The following is a 24,016-nucleotide window of genomic DNA, read 5'->3' on the forward strand; positions in this document are numbered from 1 at the left end:
GAGCTTGCCCGCGAAGGGGCCCGTGAGAACGCTAAAAGCTTCGCGGGCAAGCTCCGCTCCCACATTGATATCCGCTCGTCTGCAGATTTTTGATTCGGCACTGAACAGTGGGCCGGCTTGCTGGCGATGGGCCCTTACGATAGCGCCGCAGAAATGAAAAATGGGCACCCGATCCGATCGGCGTGCCCATTTTTTCTACAGCCCTCCCCTTGCTCCGGGAGTGGTACCTGACGCTTACGGGTTGACGCTATCTTTGAGCGACTTACCCGGTTTGAACGCGACGGTATTGCTGGCCTTGATCTTCACCGGCTCGCCGGTTTGCGGGTTCTTGCCGGTACGGGCACCGCGATGACGTTGCAGGAAGGTACCGAAACCCACCAGGGTGACGCTGTCTTTGCGGTGCAGCGCGCCAGTGATTTCTTCAAGGACGGCGTTGAGCACGCGGCTGGCCTGTTCTTTCGTGAGGTCCGCTTTTTCAGCAATTGCAGCGGCGAGTTCTGGTTTACGCATAATGAAGCCTCTTTGACGGTTTTTTGTTGTTATGTCCGTGCTGTTCTTCCGGAACAGCGCCCAAAGCGCCGCAGGCTCTACTCTGCGGCAGACGGGAGTGAGGATGGCACGAGGCAAGGCCCCGCGCCAGTCTCGTTACGACCTTTGTAGCGGCAAAAACCGGGTGTTTACGACAGAAGGACCGCTATTTACGCCAGCAACGGCGGCAGCTCCTTGTTCAGGGCCAGTTTTTCCATCACCGCCGCGCCCGTCAGGGCATAGCCCAGCAGCCGACCGCTGGTGTCGCGGCACAAGGCCTTGATGTCGGCGCCCTGCCCTTCGACCGTCCAGCCCCCTTCGCAGCCACGCGGCGGCGGCGACACCACCAACGGGCACACTGGCGTCTTCACGGTGATCGGCATGGCGCCGTAGCTCACTGCGGTGGCATTGCCGGCCAGGGTCTGGGCCAGCGCCCGGGCGCAGCTCATCAGCGGCATGACGTACAGCAGATTCAGGCCGTCGACCTCGGCGCAATCGCCCAGGGCGTAGATATTGGCGTGGGAGGTTTTCAGGTGGCGATCGACCACCACCCCGCGATTGACCTGCAAACCGGCCGCCGCCGCCAGGTCGATGCGCGGACGCAGGCCGATGGCCGAGACCACCACGTCGCAGGCCACCGTGGCGCCATCCGACAGGTGCGCCTCGAGGTGATCGCCGCTGCGTTGCAGACGGGTCAGCACCGGGCCCAGGTGGAAACGCGCACCAAGGCTTTCCAGGCCCGCCTGCACGGCAGCCGCCGCCGCCGGGTGCAGCAGCGTCGGCATGACCTGTTCACAAGGCGCGACCAGTTCGACCTGGTAACCGCCGAGGATCAGATCATTGGCGAATTCACAACCGATCAGCCCGGCGCCCAGCAACAGCACGCGCTGCTTGCCCGCCGCCGCCGCGCGGAAGCGCGCGTAGTCTTCCAGGTCGTTGATCGGGAAGATCGCCTCGGGGGCATCGCCTTCCACCGGCACCCGCACGGTTTCCGCGCCCCAAGCCAGGATCAGGTCACGGTAGTACAGCGCTTCCTCGCCGATCCACAGGCGCTTGTGGCCCGGGTCGATGCCGCTGATGCGGGTATGGGTGCGGATCTCGGCCTTGAGCTGCTCGGCCATGGCCCCGGGTTCGGCCATGCTCAGGCCGTCGGCATCCTTGTTCTTGCCAAAGCCGGTGGACAACATGGGCTTGGAGTAGGAACGCCCGTCGTCGGCGGTGATCAGCAGCAGCGGGGTTTCGCTGTCGAGCTTGCGAAACTCCCGGGCCAGGTTGTAACCGGCCAGCCCGGTACCGACGATCACGACAGGTGCGCTCATTCCTTTCTCCAGATCCATTGATTCTGTTTAAAAATTGATCAATCAGCCGATTTCGATCATTTCGAAATCCATTTTGCCGACGCCGCAGTCCGGGCACAGCCAGTCTTCCGGAACATCCTGCCAGAGGGTGCCGGCTGCAATACCGTCATCCGGCCAGCCTTCGGCTTCGTTATAGATCAACCCGCAGACCACACATTGCCACTTCTTCATCTCGTTACTTCCTCGGTTCCCAGGCGTTTGACGGCACGGACAGTCGATGGTTACAGCGTTGCCGTCCGGCTCAGGGCGTTTTGTACTGATCGAAGGCCGCCGATGCAAGCACGATCGACAGCGCTCATGACCCAGGCGCTCTAAATGGCCGGACCGCCTGTGATAAGCTCGACGCCTCACTGGCTGCCAATCAACTGCCCATCGTGCCGCACAAAGTCCCCATTCCAGCGTCTCCCGTCTGGCTCACGCAGAGCCGGCTGACCGTCCCGCCAGACGCACAAACCCTCAACTGGTTGTTTGACGAAGGTTCTCTTACTCGTCGCCTGACAGCACTTTCCGATAACGCTTTCAGTGTCACGCCGCTGTTCGAGGGCTGGCAACCCCTGCGCGACGACGAGTGCGCCGCGTTGGAGTTGCCCGGTGAAAGCCTGGGCTGGGTGCGCGAAGTGTATTTGCGCGGTCATGGCCAGCCCTGGGTGTTCGCCCGCAGTGTCGCGGCACAGAGTGCCTTGCGCGAAGGCGGCCTGAATATGGACGAGTTGGGTAGTCGCTCACTGGGTGAACTGCTGTTCTGCGACCAGGCGTTCGAGCGCCAGGCCATCGAAGTCTGCCATTACCCGGAGCCCTGGCTACCGCCAGAGCATCGCGCCGATAACCTCTGGGGTCGCCGCTCGCGCTTCAATCGCGGGCCGCTGAGCCTGCTGGTGGCGGAAATTTTCCTGCCGAGCCTGTGGCACGCCGTCAGTGCCTGTGCGGAGAACTGCTGATGTACCTGAACCTGCTCAAATCCCTGAGCCGCCTGCACCCACGGGCCTGGGACTTTCTCCAACTGACCCGCATGGACAAGCCCATCGGCATTTACCTGCTGTTGTGGCCGACCCTGAGCGCGCTGTGGATCGCGGCCAAGGGCGTGCCATCGCTGGGCAACCTGCTGATCTTCACCCTCGGCGTGATCCTGACCCGCGCCGGTGGTTGCGCCATCAATGACTTCGCCGACCGCAAGGTCGACGGCCACGTCAAACGCACCGAGCAACGGCCCCTGGCGGCCGGGCGGATCAGCGGCAAGGAAGCCCTGGCGGTGTTCGCCCTGCTGATGGGGATCAGTTTCCTGATGGTGCTGTGCACCAACGCGACCACGGTGTGGTTGTCCTTCGGCGCCCTGGCGGTAGCGGCCTGCTATCCATTTATGAAGCGCTACACCTATTACCCGCAAGTAGTGCTGGGCGCGGCGTATTCCTGGGGCATCCTGATGGCCTTCACCGCCGAGACCGGCAGCCTGCCCGCCACGGCTTGGTTGCTGTATATCGCCAACCTGCTGTGGACAGTGGCGTTCGACACCTATTACGCCATGACCGACCGTGAGGACGACCTGAAGATCGGCGTGAAATCCACCGCCATTTTGTTTGGCGAAGCTGATCGGGTGATTATCCTAACCTTGCAGGGCCTGATGCTCGGCTGCCTGCTGCTGGCCGGGGCGCGCTTCGAGCTGGGGGGTTGGTTCCATATCGGCCTTTTAGCGGCCGCGGCGTGCTTTGCCTGGGAATTCTGGGTCACCCGGAATAAAGACCCGCAGCTCTGCTTCAAAATGTTCCTGCACAACCACTGGGCGGGGTTGGCGATTTTCCTCGGGGTAGTGCTGGATTACGCCGCGCGCTGATCAACCGAAGTCGATACAACACGCAACACCAGGCAGCCCCCGAAACCTGTAGGAGCCGGCTTGCTGGCGATAAGGGCCTTGAGCCCTGCATCGCCCATCCGGACGCCATCGCCAGCAAGCCGGCTCCTACAAGGGACCGCGCTGAATCAGTGCTTGGCCATGTGCCACATGCCGCCTTTACCGTCACCCAAGGCGTCTCCGGGCTTGGCGTCCATCTTGAAGGTGTACATCGGCTTGCCGTCATGCGCCCACTGCATCATGCCGTCGTCGCGCTTGATCACCGTCCACTTGCCCTCGGCCTTGGCGTCCGCAGGAGCCATCATCGGCGGCCAATTCTCGGCGCACTTGTCGGTGCACATGGATTTACCACCCTTGTCCTTATCAAAGGTGTACAACGTCATGCCCTTGCTATCGACCATCTTGCCGTCTTTCATCATGGCCGGCTCGGCCGCGAAAACCAGGGTCGGCAGCGTTAACGCCGCCGTTACCATCAAGGCTTTCAACGAAAACGAAGAGTGAGTCATGAGAACCTTCCTTTTGTGGTTGTAGGATTCGAACCCTCAGCGTAGCCCATGAATATGACCGTTGCGGCTTGTCGAAAAAAGCTGTCACATGACTGCAATAATTTCGTTATCTAATGCGGCGCAAGACAGTTAAATGACACGAGGGTGAAGGGATATGGTTGGCAGGAGCATTCTGATCGTCGACGACGAAGCGCCCATCCGCGAGATGATCGCCGTGGCGTTGGAAATGGCCGGCTATGACTGCCTGGAAGCGGAAAACTCCCAGCAGGCCCATGCGATCATTGTTGATCGCAAACCCGACCTGATTCTGCTCGACTGGATGCTCCCCGGCACCTCGGGCATCGAGCTGGCCCGGCGCCTCAAGCGCGACGAGCTGACCGGCGACATCCCGATCATCATGCTCACCGCCAAGGGCGAAGAGGACAACAAGATCCAGGGGCTTGAAGTCGGCGCCGATGACTACATCACCAAGCCGTTCTCCCCACGGGAACTGGTAGCCCGCCTCAAGGCGGTACTGCGCCGCGCCGGCCCGACCGACGGCGAAGCCCCCATCGAAGTCGGTGGCCTGCTGCTCGATCCCATCAGCCACCGGGTGACCATCGACGGCAAGCCCGCGGAAATGGGCCCCACCGAATACCGTTTGTTGCAGTTCTTCATGACCCACCAGGAACGCGCCTACACCCGCGGCCAGTTGCTGGACCAGGTCTGGGGCGGCAATGTCTATGTCGAGGAGCGCACCGTCGACGTACATATCCGCCGTCTGCGCAAAGCCTTGGGCGATGCCTACGAGAATCTGGTACAAACCGTGCGCGGCACCGGCTATCGTTTCTCCACCAAGGGTTGAGAACGGCTGCAAACGACCCGCCACACATCGGTCACCGAGCGGCTTCAAACTTGCAGCGTTGAAGCTCGCCGCTCGGAACGGCTTCGCCTCCAAGGACGCATGTTGAAGTGAATCAAAACTGGCATGGCACCCTGATCCGCCATCTGTTGTTGCTGGTGACCGGCTGCCTGGTGGCAGGCTTGGCCAGTGGCTATTACGGCTGGAGCCTGGCCGTCGGCTTGGGGCTTTACCTGGGCTGGACCCTCAAACAACTGCTGCGCCTGCACCAATGGCTGCGCCAGCACAAACCCGAAGAAGCGCCGCCAGACGGCTACGGCCTGTGGGGCGATGTGTTCGACAGCATCTACCACCTGCAACGTCGCGACCAGCGCGTGCGCGGGCGCCTGCAAGCGGTGATCGACCGCGTCCAAGAGTCCACCGCCGCCCTCAAGGACGCGGTAATCATGCTCGACAGCGACGGCAACCTGGAATGGTGGAACCGCGCCGCCGAAACCCTGCTGGGCCTCAAGACGCCCCAGGACAGCGGCCAGCCGGTGACCAACCTGGTGCGTCATCCGCGCTTCAAGGAATACTTCGAGCAGGAAAGTTACGCCGAACCGCTGGAAATCCCCTCGCCGACCAATGACCGGCTGCGCATCCAGCTCTATATCACCCGCTATGGCAACAACGAGCACCTGATGCTGGTGCGCGACGTAACCCGCATCCATCAGTTGGAACAGATGCGCAAGGACTTCGTCGCCAACGTCTCCCATGAGCTGCGCACGCCACTGACGGTGATCTCCGGCTACCTGGAAACCCTGCTCGACAACGTCGAAGAGGTGAATCCGCGTTGGGTTCGTGCCCTGCAGCAGATGCAGCAGCAAGGCAGCCGCATGCAGACCCTGCTCAACGACCTGCTGTTGCTGGCCAAGCTGGAAGCCACCGACTACCCCTCGGACAACCAGCCGGTGCGTATCGACACGCTGTTGCAGTCGATCAAGAACGACGCCCAGGCCCTGTCCGGGCAACGCAACCAGACCATCACCCTGGAAGCCGACGGCGCCATCCGCCTCAAGGGCAGCGAGGCGGAACTGCGCAGCGCCTTCTCCAACCTGGTGTTCAATGCCGTCAAATACACCCCGGCCGAAGGCAATATCCGCATTCGCTGGTGGGGCGACGAGCACGGCGCGCACCTGAGCGTGCAGGATTCGGGCATCGGCATCGACAACAAACACCTGCCACGCCTCACCGAACGCTTCTACCGGGTCGACTCCAGCCGCAACTCCAACACCGGCGGCACCGGACTGGGCCTGGCGATCGTCAAACACGTGCTGTTGCGCCACCGCGCGCGCCTGGAAATCAGCAGCGTTCTGGGCCACGGCAGCACCTTTACCTGTCATTTCGCCCCGGCCCAGGTGACGCGCTCAAGCACCAACAACCTGCCCGCCTGAGGCCTGGCCGGGACACCTGTCCGGCCAGGCCACTAGGCAACGGGCGTATCTGCCGCTACATTGGATGGCTTGTGCCTGCCTTTCAGGCCTGCGCCCAACTACTTCAAATTGAAATACGGAACCCGTAAAACCCCATCATGGACCCTTCCCCTAGTAGCTTGACCCTCGCATCGCTCTTCGCCGACTTCGGCATGATTCTTTTCGCTCTGATCCTGGTATTGCTCAACGGTTTCTTCGTTGCGGCCGAATTCGCCATGGTCAAGCTGCGCTCGACCCGGGTCGAGGCCATAGCCCACCAGAACGGCTGGCGCGGACAGATCCTGCGCACCGTGCACAGCCAACTGGACGCCTACCTGTCCGCCTGCCAGCTGGGTATCACCCTGGCCTCCCTGGGCCTGGGCTGGGTCGGCGAGCCGGCCTTCGCCCACCTGATGGAGCCGCTGCTGAGCGCTGTCGGGGTGAACTCCGCCGAAGTGGTCAAGGGCGTGTCGTTCTTTACCGCCTTCTTCATCATTTCCTACCTGCACATCGTGGTCGGTGAGCTGGCACCCAAATCCTGGGCGATCCGCAAGCCCGAGCTGCTGTCGTTGTGGACGGCGGTGCCGCTGTACCTGTTCTACTGGGCGATGTACCCGGCCATCTACCTGCTCAATGCCAGCGCCAACGCCATCCTGCGGATCGCCGGCCAAGGTGAACCCGGCCCGCATCACGAACACCATTACAGCCGTGAAGAACTCAAACTGATCCTGCACTCCAGCCGCGGCCAGGACCCCAGCGACCAGGGCATGCGCGTGCTGGCGTCGGCGGTGGAAATGGGTGAACTGGAAGTGGTCGACTGGGCCAACTCCCGCGAAGACCTGGTGACCCTGGACTGCAATGCGCCGCTCAAGGAAATCCTCGCACTGTTCCGTCGCCACAAGTTCAGCCGTTATCCGGTATACGACGCCGAGCGCAACGTGTTCGTCGGTCTGCTGCACATCAAGGACCTGCTACTGGAACTGGCGGCCCTGGACCACATCCCCGAGTCGTTCAACCTCGCCGAACTGACCCGGCCGCTGGAGCGGGTGTCGCGGCATATGCCGCTGTCGCGCCTGCTGGAGCAGTTCCGCCAGGGCGGCTCGCACTTCGCCCTGGTGGAAGAAGCCGACGGCAAGGTGATCGGCTACCTGACCATGGAAGACGTGCTGGAAGTGCTGGTGGGCGATATCCAGGACGAACACCGCAAGACCGAACGCGGCATCCTCGCTTATCAGCCGGGCAAGTTACTGGTGCGTGGTGATACGCCGTTGTTCAAGGTCGAACGCCTGCTGGGCATCGACCTGGACCATATCGAGGCCGAAACTCTCGCCGGGCTGGTCTATGACACCCTGAAGCGGGTGCCGGAAGAGGAAGAAGTACTGGAAGTCGAAGGCCTGCGCATCATCATCAAAAAGATGAAAGGACCGAAGATCATCCTGGCCAAGGTTCTCAAGCTCGACTGACACCACCTGTAGGAGCCAGCTTGCTGGCGATAACGCCTGTAAGGGCAATACAAAGCTCACTGACCTCATCGCCAGCAAGCTGGCTCCTACAGGGTAAGTGGTGCGTTCGACTCTTCCTATTTGCCCCTCAAGGCAAAATTCGGCAACGCCTCCAACGACTGGCTGAACTGATAGGGAATCGACACCAGCCCCATCCCGGTATTGCGCTGTACCACGAAGTGCAGGTGCGGCCCGGTGCTGTTACCCGTGTTGCCCGACAGCGCCAGCGGGCTGCCCACTTCCACCCGCTGGCCTTCGCGCACGCTCACCGAGCCTTGCTTGAGGTGCAGGTACACGCCCATGGTGCCGTCGTCGTGCAACACCCGTACGAAGTTGCCCGAAGGGTTCTTGCCGCCGCCGCTCTGCTCGTTCTCGGTCTTGATCACCACCCCGCTCCGCGCCGCGATGATCGGCGTGCCCACCGGCATGGCGATATCCATCGCGTAACGGCTCTTGGCGCCGAAGTGGCTGTATTGCCCATTCGGCCCCTGGGTCAAGCGAAACGGCCCACCGCGCCAGGGAAACGGGTAACGATAGCCCTGGGCCTTCCCGGAAGGGTCGCCAAGGAAATATTGGAACTTGGGGACGTAGCGCATCGGCTCGCCGGTCTGGATCGGCGTGAGCAACGCCAGGCGCTGGTTGCTGCGGGCCGGCAGGACCTTGCGGATCGACTGCGGGGCACCGCTGACGTTCTTCAGCGCACCGAAACCCAGCTCGATCTCCACCGGGGCGTAAAGGTCGTTGCGCACGTAGACCTCATCAAAGCCCTTCTGCTTGCGGATATCCAGGCGCACCTGACGCTCCAGGTGCTCGACCATCCGATCACGAAACACGAAGACCTGGGCACCCGGTGCCGGGCGGTCACTATAGGAGACCACCCCATTGGCATCGGTGTACTTGTAGATCGTCATGGCCGCAGCCGAGGTGGCGGCCACCAACAGACCACAGGAAAGCAGCAGGCGCAGGAACATAAGCGAGAGTCGCCGAATAAAACATGGCGACCAGACTAGCAGGTGGCCAGGGCATTTGTGTGAATCACGCCAGCTGGATGGCCCCGGGACCAAAGCACAGCTCGACGTTCAATTGAGCCGGCTCGGACAGGTTCACCAGCGCATCCAGGGAGAACTTGTCGATCTTGCCGTTCAGCAGGTCATTCAGCCTCGGCTGGGTGATCCCCAGGCGCTTGGCCGCGTCCTTCTGCGACAGCTCCCAGGCGTTGACGCGACTGATCAGCTCCATCATCAACTTGGAGCGCAGGCGCATATTGGCGGCCTCCCGCGGGGTGTCCTCGAGGGCATCCCAGACAGAGGCGAAACGTTCAGTCTTGATCAGGTCGGTCATAGCGTTGTTCCTATCTCCTGCAGTCTGGCCCGTGCCAGTTCAATATCCCGGGTTTCCGTCTTCCGGGTGGTCTTCCTGAAGGCGTGAAGGACATACAGGGCATCCGCCCGGTTAACCACATAAAACACCCGAAATGCTCCACTCTCTTCACTCACCCTGATCTCATAGACGCTCTTGCCTACCGTCTTCATGGGCTTCCAGTTGCAAGGCGCTTCACCCTGTTGCAGAAGGTCCAGCTGAAAACCGACTGCCCTTCGCGCATCCAGCGGGAACGCCTTGAGATCCCTGAGTGAGCTCCCTACAAACACCACATCCTTGTGCCTTGGCATCGATTTCTCCTGTTGCTGACAGGAAAAGCCTAATCAATGGGCGGGAGTTCCGTGGTGCGAGGTTGTTTCAAGACTTGGCTGCAAGGTCGCCACTCAGAGGGTTCTTAAATAGTTTATATCGAAACAGATATAAAACAATCCGAGCGGAAGGATTCGGACGAAAGGCGTTTCGAAGGCCGGGATCAGTATGCAAGGAAGGTCAGGCAAACGGCGCGATGGACAAAGCCACCACGCCGTCAGGTGGGCATCAAGCCCCGGGAACGAAGTGCTTCTGTGCGGTGCCGCGGGCGATCAGGCGGGAGATGTAGTCCAGCTTCTGGGCGTCCTGGTCGACAAAGCGGAAGGTCAGTTGCAGCCATTCACTGTCCGGCTTCGGTTCATGGGCGACGATCGCATGCAGATAGCCATTCAGGCGGGCGATCTCGGCGTTGTCGCCCTGCTCCAGGTCCAGCACCGCGTTTTCCAGCACCTGCGGCAGAACCTCGGTACGGCGCACCACCAGCAAGGCTTCCTTGATGCTCAGCGCCTTGATCACGCACTGCTGGGTGCCGCTGGACAGGCGCAACTGGCCCTGGCCGCGACCGCCCGAGGCTGCCGCGCCGGCCGGCGAGGCGGCGGTGCTCGGACGCACCGGCGGGCTGTTGAGCAGGCCTTTGGACGGCGCCGCCGCGGGGGCTTGCGCAGCCGACGGACTGACCACTTCAGCCCGGCCGCCAGTCAGGGCGCTCAGGGAATCGTTGGCAAACGCCGAGTTGGCCTTGGTTGGTGCGCTGTTCATCAAGGTGTCGAGCTTGCCGACCTTGTGCAACGCCTGCTTGACCTTGGTCAGCAACTGTTCGTTGGTAAACGGCTTGCTGACATAACCGGAAACGCCGGCCTGGATCGCCTGAACCACGTTTTCCTTGTCGCCACGGCTGGTCACCATGACAAACGGCATCGTCTTGAGGTTGTCCTGCTGGCGGCACCAGGTCAGCAACTCCAGACCGGACATTTCCGGCATTTCCCAGTCGCACAACACCAGGTCGAACGCTTCGCGGGCCAGTACCGCCTGGGCCTTGCGACCGTTGACAGCGTCTTCGATCCGGATGCCCGGGAAGTAGTTACGCAGGCATTTCTTCACCAGATCGCGGATGAACGACGCGTCATCCACCACCAACACACTGACTTTACTCATTGACCATTCCTCTGAAAATCCCGGCTAGCATACTGACTAATGGCTATTTGCCAAACGCCGATTAATCACACCGGGACTTTTCGTTCGCGGGTGCGCGTAAATTCGTACGCCACAAACAAAAACGCCCGACCTTAGGCCGGGCGTTTCTCTCGGGCAATCTTACTTATCGTCAGCTTCACCGGGAACATTAGCGGTTTCGGACAAGGTGCCCTCAACTTCCTGGCGCATGCGCTTGAGGCCCATGTGCCGGACATCGGTGCCGCGCACCAGGTAGATCACCAATTCGGAGATGTTACGTGCGTGATCGCCGATCCGCTCCAGGGAACGCAGCACCCAGATGATGCTCAGTACGCGGGTAATCGAGCGCGGGTCTTCCATCATGTAGGTCGCCAGCTCGCGCAGGGCGGTCTTGTACTCGCGGTCGATGATCTTGTCGTACTGCGCCACCGACAACGCCAGTTCGGCGTCGAAGCGGGCAAAGGCATCCAGAGAGTCACGGACCATGTTGCGCACCTGGTCGCCGATATGGCGGACCTCGACATAACCACGTGGCGCCTCGCCTTCCTCGCACAGCTGGATGGCGCGACGGGCGATCTTGGTCGCTTCGTCACCGATGCGCTCCAGGTCGATCACCGACTTGGAGATGCTGATGATCAGCCGCAGGTCGGAAGCCGCGGGCTGGCGACGGGCCAGAATGCGCAGGCATTCCTCGTCGATGTTGCGTTCCATCTGGTTGATCTGGTCGTCGATTTCGCGCACTTGCTGGGCCAAGCCCGAATCGGCTTCGATCAACGCGGTCACCGCATCGTTGACCTGCTTCTCGACCAAACCGCCCATGGCCAGGAGGTGGCTGCGTACTTCTTCCAATTCCGCGTTGAATTGCGCGGAAATGTGATGGGTAAGACCGTCTTTATCAATCATGTTTCGCTCCGCGAAAGCTGCAAGCTTCAAGCTGTAAGCTTCAAGCCGAATAATGAATATGCTCAGGCTGCCCGTGCTTGCCGCTTGTCGCTGGCGACTTGCAGCTCTCCCACCTAGCCATAACGGCCGGTGATGTAATCTTCGGTCTGTTTCTTCGCCGGGTTGGTGAACAGCGTGTCGGTGTCACCGAACTCCACCAGCTTGCCCATGTACATGAATGCGGTGTAGTCGGAAACCCGCGCCGCCTGTTGCATGTTGTGGGTGACGATGACAATAGTGAATTTAGATTTCAGCTCGTAGATCAGTTCTTCGACCTTGAGGGTCGAGATCGGATCGAGCGCCGAGCACGGTTCATCGAGCAGCAACACTTCCGGTTCGACCGCAATGGTCCGGGCGATCACCAGACGCTGTTGCTGACCACCGGACAGGCCCAGGGCCGATTCGTGCAGGCGATCCTTGACCTCTTCCCACAACGCCGCGCCCTTGAGGGCCCATTCCACGGCTTCATCGAGAATACGCTTCTTGTTGATGCCCTGAATACGCAGGCCGTAAACCACGTTTTCGTAGATGGTCTTGGGGAACGGGTTGGGCTTCTGGAACACCATGCCGACCTTGCGACGCAGTTCGGCGACGTCCTCGCCCTTACGGTAGATATTGTTGCCGTAGAGGTTGATTTCACCGTCTACACGGCAACCGTCCACCAGGTCGTTCATGCGGTTGAAGGTGCGCAGCAGTGTCGACTTGCCGCAACCGGACGGGCCGATGAAGGCCGTCACGCGCTGCTTGGGGATATTCATGCTGACGTCGTACAACGCCTGCTTCTCGCCGTAGTACAGGCTCAGTTTCGGGACTTCGATGGCAACGGTTTCGCTCGCCAGGTCCAGGCTCTGCTTGCTACGGCCCAGGGCGGACATGTTGATGCCGTGGGTGTGGGTTTCATGCTGCATGGGGTAACTCCCTGCGCTAACCAATTCGTTGTAGGAGCGAGCTTGCTCGCGATGCGGTCACCCGGATTTGTCTAAATCACCGTGGTGATGCGTCTTTCTTCGCGAGCAAGCTCGCTCCTACAGGGGGGTTGGGTGAATGTTATTAACTATCCAGCGCCTTGTACTTCTCGCGCAGGTGGTTACGGATCCATACGGCCGACAGGTTCAAGGTGGCGATCACCAGCACCAGCAACAACGCCGTCGCGTAGACCAGCGGGCGAGCGGCCTCGACATTCGGGCTCTGGAAGCCAACATCGTAGATATGGAAGCCCAGGTGCATGATCTTCTGGTCCAGGTGCAGGTACGGGTAGTTGCCGTCCACCGGCAGCGACGGCGCCAGTTTCACCACACCCACCAGCATCAGCGGGGCCACTTCGCCAGCGGCGCGGGCCACGGCGAGGATCATCCCGGTCATCATGGCCGGGCTGGCCATCGGCAGGACGATCTTCCACAGGGTCTCGGCCTTGGTCGCACCCAGGGCCAGCGAACCTTCGCGCACGGTCCGCGGAATCCGCGCCAGACCTTCCTCGGTCGCCACGATCACCACCGGTACCGCCAGCAGCGCCAGGGTCAGGGAGGCCCAGAGCAGACCCGGGGTGCCGAAGGTCGGTGCCGGCAGGGCTTCGGGGAAGAACAGCCGGTCGATGGAACCGCCCAGCACGTAGACGAAGAAGCCCAGGCCGAACACGCCGTAGACGATCGCCGGCACACCGGCCAGGTTGTTCACCGCGATGCGGATGATTCGGGTCAGCACGTTCTGCTTGGCGTATTCACGCAGGTAGACCGCCGCCAGCACGCCAAACGGGGTCACGATCATCGCCATGATCAGGGTCATCATCACGGTGCCGAAGATCGCCGGGAAGATCCCGCCTTCGGTGTTGGCTTCACGTGGATCGTCGCTGAGGAACTCCCAGACCTTGCTGAAATAGAAGCTCAGCTTGGTCAGCTTGCCCATGGCGTTCGGCTGGTAGGCGTGCACCACTTTGCCGATGCTGATTTCCAGTTCCTTGCCGTTGGCATCGCGGGCCGTCAGGCTGTCGCGGTTGAACTGGGTGTGCAGATCGTTCAGGCGGGCTTCGATGTCCTGGTAGCGGGCATTCAGTTCGGCGCGCTCGGTCGCCATGTCGGCTTGCGCGGTGGCGTCGAGACGGCCTTCCAGCTCCAACTTGCGGCTGTGCAGGCGAATCCGCTCGAGGCCGGCGTTGATGGTGCCGATATCGCTCTTCTCGAGCGTCTTGATCTGCGCCGCCAACCCGTTCACGCGCTGGACACGGGCCTGCAACTCGGGCCAGGCGGCTTCGCCTTCGGCAATCACCTTGCCGCTTTCCTTGAGGTTGACCAGGGTCCCGTAGAAGTTGCCCCACTCACGACGCTCGATAGTCATCAGCTCGGCCGGGGAGCTCTGGTCCTGCAACCACTCGCCGACGACCCAGGTGAAATCGTTGCCGTTCAGGTCACGGTTACCGACCTTGATCAGCTCCCGGGTCATGAACTCGGGGCCCTCATCCGGCACCGGCAAGCCGGCCGTCTTCAGGCGCGCGCGCGGCACTTCTTCCTTTTGTACCACCTCGCCGACCACCACCTGGTTGGCCTGGCCCGGTACGTTGTACTGGGCATGCACCAGGTCGGCCGGCCAGAAGTGGCCCAGGCCGCGCACAGCGATCACGGCCAGCAGGCCAATGGTCATGATGACCGCGATGGATACCGCACCACCGCTGATCCAGACGCCGGGAGCGCCGCTCTTGAACCAGCTGTTCAGGGAGTTCTGTTTCACAGACTTCTACCTTTCTTAAAGCGACGAGTATTTCTTGCGCAGACGCTGACGAATCAGTTCCGCGAGGGTGTTCATGATGAACGTGAACAGCAGCAGCACCAGCGCCGAGAGGAACAACACGCGGTAGTGACTACCGCCCACCTCCGACTCCGGCATCTCCACCGCGACGTTGGCCGCCAGGGTGCGCAGGCCTTCGAACAGGTTCATCTCCATGACCGGGGTGTTACCGGTGGCCATCAGCACGATCATGGTTTCGCCGACGGCCCGGCCCATGCCGATCATCAGCGCCGAGAAGATGCCCGGGCTGGCGGTCAGGATCACCACCCGCGTCATGGTCTGCCATGGCGTGGCGCCCAGGGCCAGCGAACCCAGGGTCAGGCCGCGTGGCACACTGAACACGGCGTCTTCGGCGATGGAGTAGATGTTCGGGATTACCGCGAAACCCATGGCCAAGCCCACCACCAGAGCGTTGCGCTGGTCGTAGGTGATGCCCAGGTCGTGGGAAATCCACATGCGCATATCGCCACCGAAGAACCAGGTCTCCAGGTGTGGGCTCATGAACAGCGAAAGCCAGCCGACGAACAGAATCACCGGAATCAGGATCGCGCTTTCCCAGCCATCCGGCACCCGCAGGCGCAGCGACTCGGGCAGGCGGCTCCAGGCGAAACCGGCCACCAGGATACCGATCGGCACGAGCATCAGCAGGCTGAAGATCCCCGGCAGGTGCCCTTCGACATACGGCGCCAGGAACAGACCGGCGAAGAAACCGAGGATCACCGTCGGCATCGCCTCCATCAATTCGATCACCGGCTTGACCTTGCGGCGCATGCCCGGGGCCATGAAATAAGCGGTGTAGATCGCGGCGGCGACGGCCAGCGGCGCAGCCAGGAGCATGGCGTAGAACGCGGCCTTCAGGGTACCGAAGGTCAGCGGCGACAGACTCAGCTTGGGTTCGAAGTCGGTGTTGGCGGCGGTCGATTGCCAGACGTACTTGGGTTCGTCGTAGTTTTCGTACCAGACCTTGCTCCACAGCGCGCTCCAGGAAACTTCCGGGTGCGGGTTGTCGAGGACCAGCGGCTGGATCTTGCCACCTTGCTCGACGATCACCCGGTTGGCCCGTGGCGACAGGCCGAACAGGCCCTGGCCGTCGACCACCTGGTTGACCAGCAGGGTCCGGTGCGCGGTGCTGTGAAACACCCCGAGCTTGCCGGAAGCGTCCATGGCGACAAAGCCCTTGCGACGCTCTTCGGCGGTGATTTCGACGATCGGCGCGGTGCCCATCTGGAAACTGCGGATAGGTTTCAGGCGTAGCTCGCCATCTGGATCGCGGGCCATGAACCACTGGGCCAGGCCACCGCTGGAGTCACCGATGATCAGCGAGATACCGCCCACCAGCTGGGTGCTGGCGGTCACTTCGGTATCGGCGCTCTCCAGCAGTTTGTAGCGACCGTTCAAGCTCTTGTCGCGCAGGCTGAATACATCGGCCTGGGCCCGCCCGTTGATCACATACAGCCATTGCTGGCGTGGATCGATATAGATCGCCTTGACCGGCTCGGTCATCTGCGGCAGCTCGATGCTGCGCTGCTCGCTGGTGACCTCGCCGGTCATCATGTTTTCTTCTTTGGTCAACGCCAGCACGTGCAGTTGTGCACCGGTGGAGCCGGCCACGACCAGGGTGGTGTCGGCGGCGTTGAGGTTCACATGCTCAAGCGCGCGGCCCTGGTCATCGAGACTGATCGGCACGTCGCCGTAGGGGTACTCGACTGCCGGGGAAATGGTTTTCTTGCCGTCCGGGTAGGTCACTTTATAAGTGTGACGGAACACCAGCGCCTGGCCATTGGACAGGCCGACAATCACCAGCGGGATTCCCGGCTGGTCCTTGCTGATAGAAGTCACCGTGGTGCCGGCTGGAATCGGCAGGTTGACCCGCGACAGCTCACTGGCGTCCTGGACATTGAAGAACAGCACCTGGCCGTTGTCGGAAACCCGCATGCCCACCTGGTTCTGTTCTTCCAGGGAGATCATCAGGGGTTTGCCGGCATCCTGGATCCAGGCCGGGGTAATGCTTTTCTCGGCGCTCAGCGAAGCACCCTGGAACAGCGGCAGGACCACATAGCCAAGAAAGAAGAAGATCAGCGTGATCGCACCGAGGACGGCGAGGCCGCCAATGAACACATACCAACGAGTCAGGCGATCTTTCAGCGCGCGAATACGGCGCTTGCGTTGCAACTCAGGCGTATTGAAATCAATGCGCTTGGGGGGAGAAGTCGTAGTCATGGTGGAATTGGCCAGATCGTTCATGCGCACACCCTAGCGGTCCTGTATGACAGAAAGATGACAATGCAGTGACGCACTGAAGCCGCCGCCCAGCAAGGCTGGCAGCGGTTTCGGAATGAGGGGCGCGGTCGATGGGGATCAAACCGCGCCTTGGTGTTGCTAGCGGGACTGGCGTCCCGGCTGAAGGCTTACTGCTTGGCGACGTTACCTTCGCTCAGACCCAGGTCAGCCAGTGCCTTGGCGGCAACCTTGGCTGGCAGTGGGATGTAGCCGTCTTTCACAACCACTTCCTGACCCTGCTTGGACAGAACCAGCTTCACGAACTCGGCTTCCAGCGGAGCCAGCGGCTTGCCCGGTGCCTTGTTGACGTACACGTAGAGGAAACGCGACAGCGGGTATTTGCCGTTCAGTGCGTTTTCTTCGCTGTCTTCGATGAACTCGGTGCTGCCTTTCTTCGACAGGGCAACGGTTTTCACGCTGGCGGTCTTGTAGCCGATACCCGAGTAGCCGATACCGTTCAGCGAGGAGCTGATGGACTGCACTACGGAAGCCGAGCCTGGCTGTTCGTTCACGTTAGGCTTGTAGTCGCCTTTGCACAGGGCTTCTTCCTTGAAGTAGCCGTAGGTGCCGGATACCGAGTTACGGCCGAACAGTTGCACTGGCTTGTTGGCCAGGTCGCCGGTCACGCCCAGGTCAGCCCAGGTTTTGACTTCGGCCTTGGCGCCGCACAGACGAGTCGAGGAGAAGATCGCGTCGACTTGCTCCATGGTCAGGTGCTTGATCGGGTTGTCCTTGTGCACGAACACGGCCAGGGCATCCACGGCGACCGGGATAGCGGTCGGCTTGTAGCCGTACTTCTGCTCGAAAGCCGCCAGTTCGGTGTCCTTCATCTTGCGGCTCATCGGGCCCAGGTTCGACGTGCCTTCAGTCAGGGCGGGGGGCGCGGTAGCGGAACCGGCGGCCTGAATCTGAATGTTCACGTTCGGGTATTCTTTCTTGTAACCCTCGGCCCACAAGGTCATGAGGTTAGCCAGGGTGTCGGAACCAACGCTGGACAGGTTGCCCGATACACCCGTGACTTTTGTATAAGACGGAATGGAAGGGTCCACACCAGCGGCGACCGCGTGGGCAGTTGCAACGCCAGCAGCGACAAAAGTCATTGCCGCCATCAAACGCTTCAGTTTCATGCCTTGCTCCTAGCAGAGAGGGATTGTTGGATCGGGCCCAAGTATCTGCAGGCCGTATGAACAGTCTATGACTGGTATATGACAGTTAGATGAATGGCCATCATGCGGAAAAAGGCTGGTTTTGAACGCAAAAGCGGGCCAAAGCCCGCCCCTACTGGACTCCGGCACCCTTCTCCGGGCGCCGGACGTGTCAACCTTGAAACAATTTGAAATCCTCTTCTTCTATATAGATGCCCAATCCCTATCACCTCCTCACTTCCATCAAATACATCTTGAAATGCTCGATAGGTTGACAAATTCAACATAAAATACAAAGTTGTCAACCCGAGGAAATCTTATGATCAGCGACCGAATCCGCCGTGCCCGCCTGCTGCGCGGCATGTCCTTGGAGGCCTTGGCGCTCCAACTGGGTGACATCACCAAGCAGGCTCTCAGCAAGTACGAGAAAGGACTGAGCACCCCGAACTCCACGCGCCTGCTGCAAATGGCTGCAGCCCTGGAGGTGAGCCCGGAGTATTTCTTCCGCGCGGACGCCATCCCGCTGGCCCCCCTGGAGTTTCGCAAGCTGGCGAAAATGCCCAAATACCGCCAGGTCCAGATAGAAGAGCAGATGCGCGAGTACCTTGAGCGCTATATCGCACTGGAAGAATGTTTCGACCCTCGGGAAATCCTGACGAACACCACTCCCTCCGGGAGGATCGATGCCAGCTCGCTGGAAGAAGCGGAACAAGCCGCTCAGGCGCTGCGTGAGTTCTGGGGGCTTGGTGGCGATCCCATCTTCCACCTGACCGAACAACTGGAAGAGCACGGCATCAAGGTGGCCATGCTGCCGGGATCGGATGACTTCGATGGGGCGTGTGCCGCCACCGATGACGGCCACCACGTGCTGATTGCGTTGAATGCCGAGCGGCCCGGCGAGCGCATCCGATTCACCGCAGCCCATGAGCTCGGGCACTGGGTCATGCGGCTACCCGCCAACATGCCCGAGCAGGACAAGGAAAACTGCTGCCATCGATTTGCCGGCGCCTTCCTGTACCCAGCCAAGTGCGTCACCGGCGATTTTGGCAGCCATCCCCGCTCCAGGGTCCACCCTCGCGAGCTACTGATTGCCAAGCGTCACTATGGACTATCGATGCAAGCGGCGCTGCGCCGACTGAAGGACCTGAATCTGCTCAGCGAAAGTGGCTACAAGACCCTGACCATTCAATTCAGTGCCAATGGCTGGCGCAAGTCCGAACCCGAGCCCATGCCCTGTAAGCCTCCCCAGCGTTTCGAGTCGCTGGTGTTCCGTGGATTGGCGGAAGGTCTGATCAGCAAGTCCCGCGCGAGCGAGTTCCTGCGCCAGCCAGTGAGCAGCCTGGACCCCAACTTCCTGGGCCCGCTGGAGAGCCCATGAGCCTCATCTATATCAGCGATACGAACATCTGGATCGACTTCAGAAATGCCGGATTGCTGGAGCAACTGTTCAGGCTGCCCTTCACTTTTTGCTGTACCGACTTCGTACTTGAAGAGCTCAACGACTTCTCACACGAGCAACTGCTTGCCCATGGGCTGCGGGTCGAGTCATTCGATGGTGACGGCGTGATGCGCCTCTACACGCTCAAGGTTGAACATAACAACAGCTCTCTGGCCGATGTTTCCTGCTATCTACTCGCTTCAGGAGACAGGGCGCCCACTGCTCACCGGCGATGGCCGGCTCAGACGCCAGGCCTTGCGCGACGGGCTACAAGTGCGTGGCGCACTCTGGCTGCTGGATCTTATGGTGGAACACCGTGTAGTGACACCTCAGGAAGCAGCCAGCGCCCTGGAAACCATGACCGCGAGCGGCGCGCGACTGCCGGAGAAAGAGTGTCACTCCCGGATCAGTCGCTGGCGAGAAGACTGATCCGGGCTTTTAACAGCGACTCAACGCCCCTTCGACCAGAGATAACCGCCCACCAGCGCCCCCATACCGCAAATGATCGCCACATAGTAAGCCGGCCCCATCGGGCTTTCCTTGAGCAGCAGGGTGACCACCATCGGAGTCAGGCCGCCGAAGATCGCGTAGGCCAGGTTGTAGGAGAACGACAGGCCACTGAAACGCACCACCGCCGGGAACGCCTTGACCATCACATAGGGCACCGCGCCGATGGTGCCAACGAACAGGCCGCTCAGGGCATACAGCGGGAACAGCCACTCGGGGTGGGTGGGCAAGCTGCTATAGAAGGTCCAGAAAGTCACCATCAACCCCAGGCTACCGAACACGAAGACCCGGCCGGCACCGAAACGGTCAGCCAGCGCACCGGAAAGGATGCAACCCAGGGTCAGGCAGATCGTCGCCAGGCTGTTGGCTTCCAGCGATACGGTCGGGGCAAAGTGGTAGGCCGTCTGCAATACGGTCGGGGTCATCAGGATCACCACCACCACGCCGGCCGACAGCAACCAGGTCAGCAGCATCGAGACCAGGATCGCACCGCGGTGATCACGCAGCACCGCGCCCAGCGGGATGCCGTCGGACAAGGCCTTGCGTTGCTGCAACTCGGCGAACACCGGGGTCTCGTGCAGCCAACGACGCAGGTACACCGAGAACAGACCAAACACGCCGCCCAGCAGGAACGGAATCCGCCAGGCGTAATCCGCCACTTCCAGCGGGGTATAAAGGCTGTTGATCAGGGTCGCCACCAACGAACCCAGCAGGATCCCGGCGGTCAGGCCCGAGGTCAGGGTGCCGCAGGCAAAGCCGATCTTGCGCTCCGGCACATGCTCGGCGACGAACACCCAGGCCCCCGGCACTTCACCGCCAATGGCCGCGCCCTGGACCACCCGCATCAGCAACAGCAGGATCGGCGCCCAGATGCCGATCTGCGCATAGGTCGGCAGCAAACCCATGATCAGGGTCGGCACCGCCATCAGGAAAATACTCAGGGTGAACATCTTCTTGCGCCCCAGCAGGTCGCCGAAGTGCGCCATCACGATGCCGCCCAGCGGCCGGGCCAGGTAGCCGGCGGCAAAAATCCCGAAGGTCTGCATCAGACGCAACCACTCGGGCATGTCCGCCGGGAAAAACAGCTTGCCGACCACCGCGGCAAAAAACACGAAAATGATAAAGTCGTAGAACTCCAGCGCACCGCCCAGGGCAGACAGCGATAAAGTCTTGTAGTCGTTGCGGGTCAGCGGGCGCGCAGGTGGCGCGATATGGGTGGTCGCGGTGGTCATGGGCATCTCTTATTGGGCACGTCTATGAGCCACGCAAGGCACGGCTCAGGCTGTGGGCAGGTCTGGCACGATAGCAAATTGTTCGTAAAAGCACATGGATCGACGCATTCGCCGGGAAAAATGAGAACCCGGTGGTCGTCTCGCGGTCTATCGACCGATATACTCGTGTCCTGCGCCGGGTAAAACCCGCAGGCTAGAGGGGTACTGTGCGAAAACGCCGTTGGGGCCGAACCAGCCGCTTTCGCAGAGTTTCCCTTAGTGCGGCTTACGAGAAACGTAACGAACGTAGTATGTTCGGGCTGAATCGTTTTTCTTGAAGACGGCTATTCACCTGCAATACCAACGTAGCGTTACGGGTCAGAGGCACCCCGGCATGATCGAACTCGAACAAGAAGATCCTATCCCGCAAGGCGATCTCGCCCTGCAAATCACCGCGCTTCCGCGCGAAGCCAACGGTTTCGGCGACATTTATGGCGGCTGGCTGGTCAGCCAGATGGACCTGGCCGGCACCGCCATGGCCAGCAAAGTTGCCGGGGGCCGGGTCGCCACCGTGTCCATCGACCGGATGGCGTTCCTGGTCCCGGTCGCCGTCGGCGCACAATTGTCGTTTTATACCCATACCGAGGAAATCGGCCGCAGCTCGATGCGGATGATGGTCGAAGTGTGGAGCGACGATCCGCTGACCAGCGAATGGCGCAAGGTCACCGAAGCGGCGTTCGTCTTCGTGGCCATCGACGGCAGCGGTCGCACCCGCTCCGTGCCACGGCGTTAACCCGGCCGCCAGCGCGCAACCCGCTGCCATTCCCTGTCTTGCGAGAACACCATGACTACGCCCCATGTTGAAACGGTAAAACTGGATGAGCTGAACGGCTGGCGTATCCGCCACGGCCAGGCTGAATTGCTGGTGGCGCAACAAGGCGCGCAGATCCTCAGTTACCAGTTGGCCGGGCAGCCGCCGCTGATCTGGCTCAACAACGAGGCGGTGTTCAAGCAAGGCAAGGGCATCCGGGCCGGCGTGCCGGTGTGCTGGCCGTGGTTCGGCAACTTCTCGCGTAACCCGGACAGCGTGCAGGCCATGCGTCAGAGCAGCGACGCGCCCACGGCCCACGGCCTGGTGCGGACGCTGAACTGGTCGTTACAAGGCATCGAGGCCGAGGGTGATTCGGTAAACGTGACATTCAGCCTGCCGCTCCCCGAAGGCGGTCTGCCGGGCTGGCCGCACAAGGTCGGCCTGACTTTGCGTATCTGCCTGGGCGAGACCTTGCACGTCGAGCTCATCAGCGAAAACCAGGACGACCATCCGGTCAGTCTCAGCCAGGCGCTGCACACCTACTTCGCCGTCAGCGATGTACGTAATGTGCACGTCGAGGGCGTGGATGGCCTGACCTATATCGACACTGCAAATGACTGGAAGCAGGTCCGCCAGCAAGGCGAACTGCGCTTCGCTGGTGAAACCGATCGTATCTACCAGAATGCGCCTGCGCGGCTGAGCATTGTCGATCCGACCTGGGAGCGGCGTATCGAGCTGAGCAGCCAGGGCTCACATTCGGCGGTGATCTGGAACCCGTGGATCGACCGGGCCAGTCAGCTCACCGATATGGCTGACGATGGCTGGCAGAAGATGCTGTGCATCGAGACGGCGAACGTGATGGATGATGTGGTGACGCTCGCGCCGGGGGCCAGTCATACGCTGGCTGTGACTATCGGTAGTCAGCGCCTGGCTTGAGACCGCGTCGCGGCCTTCGCGGGCAAGCTCCGCTCCCACATTCGGCCTTGAGTCGCGCACAAAGTTTGCGTACGACACTGCCCTTGTGGGAGCGGTGCTTGCCCGCGAAAGCGATCTGACAGGCCCTGAAGATCCCCAGCCTTACAGATCCGACTCCTTCACCACCCGCACCTTCCCCGCATCCAGCGCATACGCCGCGTTGGCCAGGTCATTGCTGACCTTTTCGACCTTCAACGTGCCGGTCACCCACAGCGGCGTATAGATATCGTCCAGCTTCAGGCCCTTGGGATAACGCACCAGCACCAGTTGATTGGGGGGCGGGGGCGGCACGTGGATGCAGGCGCCCGGGTACGGCACCAGGAAAAACAGCGTGCTGCGGCCCTTGGCGTCAGTCTCCAATGGCACCGGATAACCGCCGATGCGGATGTCCTTGCCATCCATGGCCGCCACGGTCTTGGTCGAATACATCACCGCCGGCAGACCCTTGCTCTGTTTCAAACCACCCTTGGCGGTAAACGTACCGTCGCCCTCGGGCGAGTTGTGGGTGATTTCCGGCATTTGCTCAAGGGCTTTCTGGTCCGACTTGGGCATCAGTTCCAGCCAGTCGGTTTCCGGAAGTTCGCCGGCGTGAGCCAAGCCACTGCCCAGGAAAACAAGTGTCAAAAGAAGACGGCGCATGGGGAGACTCGAAAACAGAAAGGATGTCGCACATTCTAATCCTCTCCGCCATTGCGACGGAGAGGGTTTGGTCGCCTGGATCAGCTCTTCTTGATCAGGTTGTAGATCACCAGCAAGATAATTGCGCCGACGACCGCGCCGATAAACCCGGCGTTCTGACCCGCGTGATAGATCCCCACGGCCTGACCACCGTAAGTTGCCGCCAGCGAACCACCGATACCCAGCAGGATAGTCATGATCCAGCCCATGCTGTCGTCGCCGGGCTTGAGGAAACGCGCCACCAAGCCGACGATGAGGCCGATCAAAATTGTCCAGATAATGTGCATGGCATTTCCCCTAGTGAGTTCGCACAATCAAAGCCTAGTCAGCACTTTGACATCCTGCCATCAGAGGCCG

Annotated in this window: 25 protein-coding genes; 9 read left to right on the forward strand and 16 right to left on the reverse strand. The window is 61.1% G+C overall.

The annotated features are described in order from the left end of the window. Positions 1 to 234 precede the first annotated feature (234 nt). The 3 genes from AC07T0_RS05255 to AC07T0_RS05265 all read right to left on the reverse strand — a co-directional run bounded on the left by AC07T0_RS05255 (position 235) and on the right by AC07T0_RS05265 (position 2,057). Entirely contained in the window at positions 235 to 510 is a 276-nt protein-coding gene (locus AC07T0_RS05255) for an HU family DNA-binding protein (RefSeq protein ID WP_040071769.1), read from the reverse strand. A gap of 188 nt (positions 511 to 698) precedes the next feature. Beyond that, the gene (locus tag AC07T0_RS05260) at positions 699 to 1,847 is read right to left on the reverse strand and encodes an NAD(P)/FAD-dependent oxidoreductase (protein ID WP_495000167.1); all 1,149 of its coding nucleotides are present in this window, start codon (positions 1,845 to 1,847) and stop codon (positions 699 to 701) included. A 42-nt stretch (positions 1,848 to 1,889) separates the two neighbouring features. After that, entirely contained in the window at positions 1,890 to 2,057 is a 168-nt protein-coding gene (locus tag AC07T0_RS05265; protein ID WP_495000168.1) for a rubredoxin, read from the reverse strand. Between the two features lie 203 nt (positions 2,058 to 2,260). On the opposite strand from AC07T0_RS05265, the gene AC07T0_RS05270 reads away from it, so the two are divergent. Further along, positions 2,261 to 2,824, forward strand: coding sequence for a chorismate--pyruvate lyase family protein (locus AC07T0_RS05270; protein WP_495000169.1), 564 nt, complete (start codon positions 2,261 to 2,263; stop codon positions 2,822 to 2,824). Then, positions 2,824 to 3,714, forward strand: coding sequence for a 4-hydroxybenzoate octaprenyltransferase (gene ubiA, locus AC07T0_RS05275; protein WP_495000170.1), 891 nt, complete (start codon positions 2,824 to 2,826; stop codon positions 3,712 to 3,714). The genes AC07T0_RS05270 and ubiA overlap by 1 nt, the downstream gene beginning before the upstream one ends. A 146-nt stretch (positions 3,715 to 3,860) precedes the next feature. Here ubiA and AC07T0_RS05280 read toward each other — a convergent pair whose 3' ends face one another. Then, positions 3,861 to 4,238: a COG4315 family predicted lipoprotein gene (locus AC07T0_RS05280; RefSeq protein WP_495000171.1), complete on the reverse strand. Its 378-nt coding sequence runs from the start codon at positions 4,236 to 4,238 to the stop codon at positions 3,861 to 3,863. Positions 4,239 to 4,392: 154 nt separating this feature from the next. Here AC07T0_RS05280 and phoB point away from each other — a divergent pair, with 154 nt between their 5' ends. The 3 genes from phoB (at position 4,393) to AC07T0_RS05295 (ending at position 7,993) form a co-directional block, all read left to right on the forward strand. Continuing rightward, positions 4,393 to 5,082, forward strand: coding sequence for a phosphate regulon transcriptional regulator PhoB (phoB, locus tag AC07T0_RS05285; protein ID WP_003176964.1), 690 nt, complete (start codon positions 4,393 to 4,395; stop codon positions 5,080 to 5,082). Between the two features lie 107 nt (positions 5,083 to 5,189). Then, entirely contained in the window at positions 5,190 to 6,512 is a 1,323-nt protein-coding gene (gene phoR, locus AC07T0_RS05290; protein WP_495000172.1) for a phosphate regulon sensor histidine kinase PhoR, read from the forward strand. A 137-nt stretch (positions 6,513 to 6,649) separates the two neighbouring features. Further along, a complete protein-coding gene (locus tag AC07T0_RS05295; RefSeq protein WP_495000173.1) occupies positions 6,650 to 7,993 on the forward strand; it encodes a hemolysin family protein in 1,344 nt (447 codons plus the stop codon). Between the two features lie 116 nt (positions 7,994 to 8,109). On the opposite strand, the gene AC07T0_RS05300 is transcribed toward AC07T0_RS05295, so the two are convergent. The 9 genes from AC07T0_RS05300 to AC07T0_RS05340 form a co-directional block, all read right to left on the reverse strand. Then, positions 8,110 to 9,003 (reverse strand): peptidoglycan DD-metalloendopeptidase family protein, encoded by an 894-nt coding sequence (locus AC07T0_RS05300; RefSeq protein WP_495000174.1) that lies wholly within the window; start codon positions 9,001 to 9,003, stop codon positions 8,110 to 8,112. 64 nt (positions 9,004 to 9,067) lie between these two features. Beyond that, positions 9,068 to 9,373 carry a helix-turn-helix domain-containing protein gene (locus AC07T0_RS05305; protein ID WP_495000175.1) on the reverse strand — a complete coding sequence of 102 codons (306 nt, stop codon included), beginning with the start codon at positions 9,371 to 9,373 and terminating at the stop codon, positions 9,068 to 9,070. Further along, positions 9,370 to 9,702, reverse strand: coding sequence for a type II toxin-antitoxin system RelE/ParE family toxin (locus tag AC07T0_RS05310; RefSeq protein WP_495000176.1), 333 nt, complete (start codon positions 9,700 to 9,702; stop codon positions 9,370 to 9,372). The genes AC07T0_RS05305 and AC07T0_RS05310 overlap by 4 nt, the downstream gene beginning before the upstream one ends. Positions 9,703 to 9,949: 247 nt before the next feature. After that, the gene (locus AC07T0_RS05315; protein WP_495000177.1) at positions 9,950 to 10,876 is read right to left on the reverse strand and encodes a response regulator; all 927 of its coding nucleotides are present in this window, start codon (positions 10,874 to 10,876) and stop codon (positions 9,950 to 9,952) included. Between the two features lie 159 nt (positions 10,877 to 11,035). After that, positions 11,036 to 11,797, reverse strand: a complete 762-nt coding sequence (phoU, locus tag AC07T0_RS05320; RefSeq protein ID WP_121135576.1) for a phosphate signaling complex protein PhoU — start codon at positions 11,795 to 11,797, stop codon at positions 11,036 to 11,038. 113 nt (positions 11,798 to 11,910) lie between these two features. Then, positions 11,911 to 12,744: a phosphate ABC transporter ATP-binding protein PstB gene (gene pstB / locus AC07T0_RS05325; RefSeq protein ID WP_495000178.1), complete on the reverse strand. Its 834-nt coding sequence runs from the start codon at positions 12,742 to 12,744 to the stop codon at positions 11,911 to 11,913. A gap of 142 nt (positions 12,745 to 12,886) precedes the next feature. Then, a complete protein-coding gene (gene pstA / locus AC07T0_RS05330; RefSeq protein ID WP_495000179.1) occupies positions 12,887 to 14,557 on the reverse strand; it encodes a phosphate ABC transporter permease PstA in 1,671 nt (556 codons plus the stop codon). Between the two features lie 15 nt (positions 14,558 to 14,572). Next, on the reverse strand, positions 14,573 to 16,606 hold the full coding sequence (locus AC07T0_RS05335) for an ABC transporter permease subunit (protein WP_495000301.1): 2,034 nt from the start codon (positions 16,604 to 16,606) through the stop codon (positions 14,573 to 14,575). 416 nt (positions 16,607 to 17,022) lie between these two features. After that, positions 17,023 to 18,021, reverse strand: coding sequence for a phosphate ABC transporter substrate-binding protein PstS (locus tag AC07T0_RS05340; RefSeq protein ID WP_495000180.1), 999 nt, complete (start codon positions 18,019 to 18,021; stop codon positions 17,023 to 17,025). Between the two features lie 337 nt (positions 18,022 to 18,358). On the opposite strand from AC07T0_RS05340, the gene AC07T0_RS05345 reads away from it, so the two are divergent. Beyond that, positions 18,359 to 19,417, forward strand: coding sequence for a helix-turn-helix domain-containing protein (locus tag AC07T0_RS05345; RefSeq protein ID WP_495000181.1), 1,059 nt, complete (start codon positions 18,359 to 18,361; stop codon positions 19,415 to 19,417). Positions 19,418 to 19,654: 237 nt separating this feature from the next. After that, complete coding sequence (locus AC07T0_RS05350) at positions 19,655 to 19,906, forward strand: PIN domain-containing protein (protein WP_495000182.1); 252 nt, start codon at positions 19,655 to 19,657, stop codon at positions 19,904 to 19,906. A 20-nt stretch (positions 19,907 to 19,926) separates the two neighbouring features. Here the strand turns inward: AC07T0_RS05350 and AC07T0_RS05355 are convergent, their stop codons facing one another. Beyond that, positions 19,927 to 21,216, reverse strand: a complete 1,290-nt coding sequence (locus tag AC07T0_RS05355; protein WP_495000183.1) for an MFS transporter — start codon at positions 21,214 to 21,216, stop codon at positions 19,927 to 19,929. Between the two features lie 373 nt (positions 21,217 to 21,589). Here AC07T0_RS05355 and AC07T0_RS05360 point away from each other — a divergent pair, with 373 nt between their 5' ends. Together AC07T0_RS05360 and AC07T0_RS05365 are read left to right on the forward strand one after the other, a co-directional pair. Next, the gene (locus AC07T0_RS05360; RefSeq protein WP_040071787.1) at positions 21,590 to 21,988 is read left to right on the forward strand and encodes an acyl-CoA thioesterase; all 399 of its coding nucleotides are present in this window, start codon (positions 21,590 to 21,592) and stop codon (positions 21,986 to 21,988) included. 51 nt (positions 21,989 to 22,039) lie between these two features. Then, complete coding sequence (locus AC07T0_RS05365; protein ID WP_495000184.1) at positions 22,040 to 22,942, forward strand: D-hexose-6-phosphate mutarotase; 903 nt, start codon at positions 22,040 to 22,042, stop codon at positions 22,940 to 22,942. A 141-nt stretch (positions 22,943 to 23,083) separates the two neighbouring features. Here the strand turns inward: AC07T0_RS05365 and AC07T0_RS05370 are convergent, their stop codons facing one another. Further along, positions 23,084 to 23,620: a DUF3299 domain-containing protein gene (locus AC07T0_RS05370; RefSeq protein WP_495000185.1), complete on the reverse strand. Its 537-nt coding sequence runs from the start codon at positions 23,618 to 23,620 to the stop codon at positions 23,084 to 23,086. Between the two features lie 80 nt (positions 23,621 to 23,700). Then, positions 23,701 to 23,946, reverse strand: coding sequence for a GlsB/YeaQ/YmgE family stress response membrane protein (locus tag AC07T0_RS05375; RefSeq protein ID WP_495000186.1), 246 nt, complete (start codon positions 23,944 to 23,946; stop codon positions 23,701 to 23,703). Between the last annotated feature and the right edge of the window lie 70 nt (positions 23,947 to 24,016).

The organism is Pseudomonas sp. GW821-FHT04D07, assembly GCF_059420225.1.

What these genes read in the sequence shown, in the direction of transcription:
- AC07T0_RS05280 (WP_495000171.1), bottom strand. Translation starts at nt 4,238, where the DNA reads ATGACTCACTCTTCGTTTTCGTTGAAAGCCTTGATGGTAACGGCGGCG.
- AC07T0_RS05300 (WP_495000174.1), bottom strand. Translation starts at nt 9,003, where the DNA reads ATGTTCCTGCGCCTGCTGCTTTCCTGTGGTCTGTTGGTGGCCGCCACC.
- AC07T0_RS05295 (WP_495000173.1), top strand. Translation starts at nt 6,650, where the DNA reads ATGGACCCTTCCCCTAGTAGCTTGACCCTCGCATCGCTCTTCGCCGAC.
- phoU (WP_121135576.1), bottom strand. Translation starts at nt 11,797, where the DNA reads ATGATTGATAAAGACGGTCTTACCCATCACATTTCCGCGCAATTCAAC.
- AC07T0_RS05315 (WP_495000177.1), bottom strand. Translation starts at nt 10,876, where the DNA reads ATGAGTAAAGTCAGTGTGTTGGTGGTGGATGACGCGTCGTTCATCCGC.
- AC07T0_RS05340 (WP_495000180.1), bottom strand. Translation starts at nt 18,021, where the DNA reads ATGAAACTGAAGCGTTTGATGGCGGCAATGACTTTTGTCGCTGCTGGC.
- AC07T0_RS05360 (WP_040071787.1), top strand. Translation starts at nt 21,590, where the DNA reads ATGATCGAACTCGAACAAGAAGATCCTATCCCGCAAGGCGATCTCGCC.
- AC07T0_RS05375 (WP_495000186.1), bottom strand. Translation starts at nt 23,946, where the DNA reads ATGCACATTATCTGGACAATTTTGATCGGCCTCATCGTCGGCTTGGTG.
- phoB (WP_003176964.1), top strand. Translation starts at nt 4,393, where the DNA reads ATGGTTGGCAGGAGCATTCTGATCGTCGACGACGAAGCGCCCATCCGC.
- AC07T0_RS05265 (WP_495000168.1), bottom strand. Translation starts at nt 2,057, where the DNA reads ATGAAGAAGTGGCAATGTGTGGTCTGCGGGTTGATCTATAACGAAGCC.
- pstB (WP_495000178.1), bottom strand. Translation starts at nt 12,744, where the DNA reads ATGCAGCATGAAACCCACACCCACGGCATCAACATGTCCGCCCTGGGC.
- AC07T0_RS05370 (WP_495000185.1), bottom strand. Translation starts at nt 23,620, where the DNA reads ATGCGCCGTCTTCTTTTGACACTTGTTTTCCTGGGCAGTGGCTTGGCT.
- AC07T0_RS05350 (WP_495000182.1), top strand. Translation starts at nt 19,655, where the DNA reads ATGTTTCCTGCTATCTACTCGCTTCAGGAGACAGGGCGCCCACTGCTC.
- AC07T0_RS05310 (WP_495000176.1), bottom strand. Translation starts at nt 9,702, where the DNA reads ATGCCAAGGCACAAGGATGTGGTGTTTGTAGGGAGCTCACTCAGGGAT.
- AC07T0_RS05365 (WP_495000184.1), top strand. Translation starts at nt 22,040, where the DNA reads ATGACTACGCCCCATGTTGAAACGGTAAAACTGGATGAGCTGAACGGC.
- AC07T0_RS05355 (WP_495000183.1), bottom strand. Translation starts at nt 21,216, where the DNA reads ATGACCACCGCGACCACCCATATCGCGCCACCTGCGCGCCCGCTGACC.
- AC07T0_RS05260 (WP_495000167.1), bottom strand. Translation starts at nt 1,847, where the DNA reads ATGAGCGCACCTGTCGTGATCGTCGGTACCGGGCTGGCCGGTTACAAC.
- AC07T0_RS05345 (WP_495000181.1), top strand. Translation starts at nt 18,359, where the DNA reads ATGATCAGCGACCGAATCCGCCGTGCCCGCCTGCTGCGCGGCATGTCC.
- AC07T0_RS05305 (WP_495000175.1), bottom strand. Translation starts at nt 9,373, where the DNA reads ATGACCGACCTGATCAAGACTGAACGTTTCGCCTCTGTCTGGGATGCC.
- ubiA (WP_495000170.1), top strand. Translation starts at nt 2,824, where the DNA reads ATGTACCTGAACCTGCTCAAATCCCTGAGCCGCCTGCACCCACGGGCC.
- AC07T0_RS05255 (WP_040071769.1), bottom strand. Translation starts at nt 510, where the DNA reads ATGCGTAAACCAGAACTCGCCGCTGCAATTGCTGAAAAAGCGGACCTC.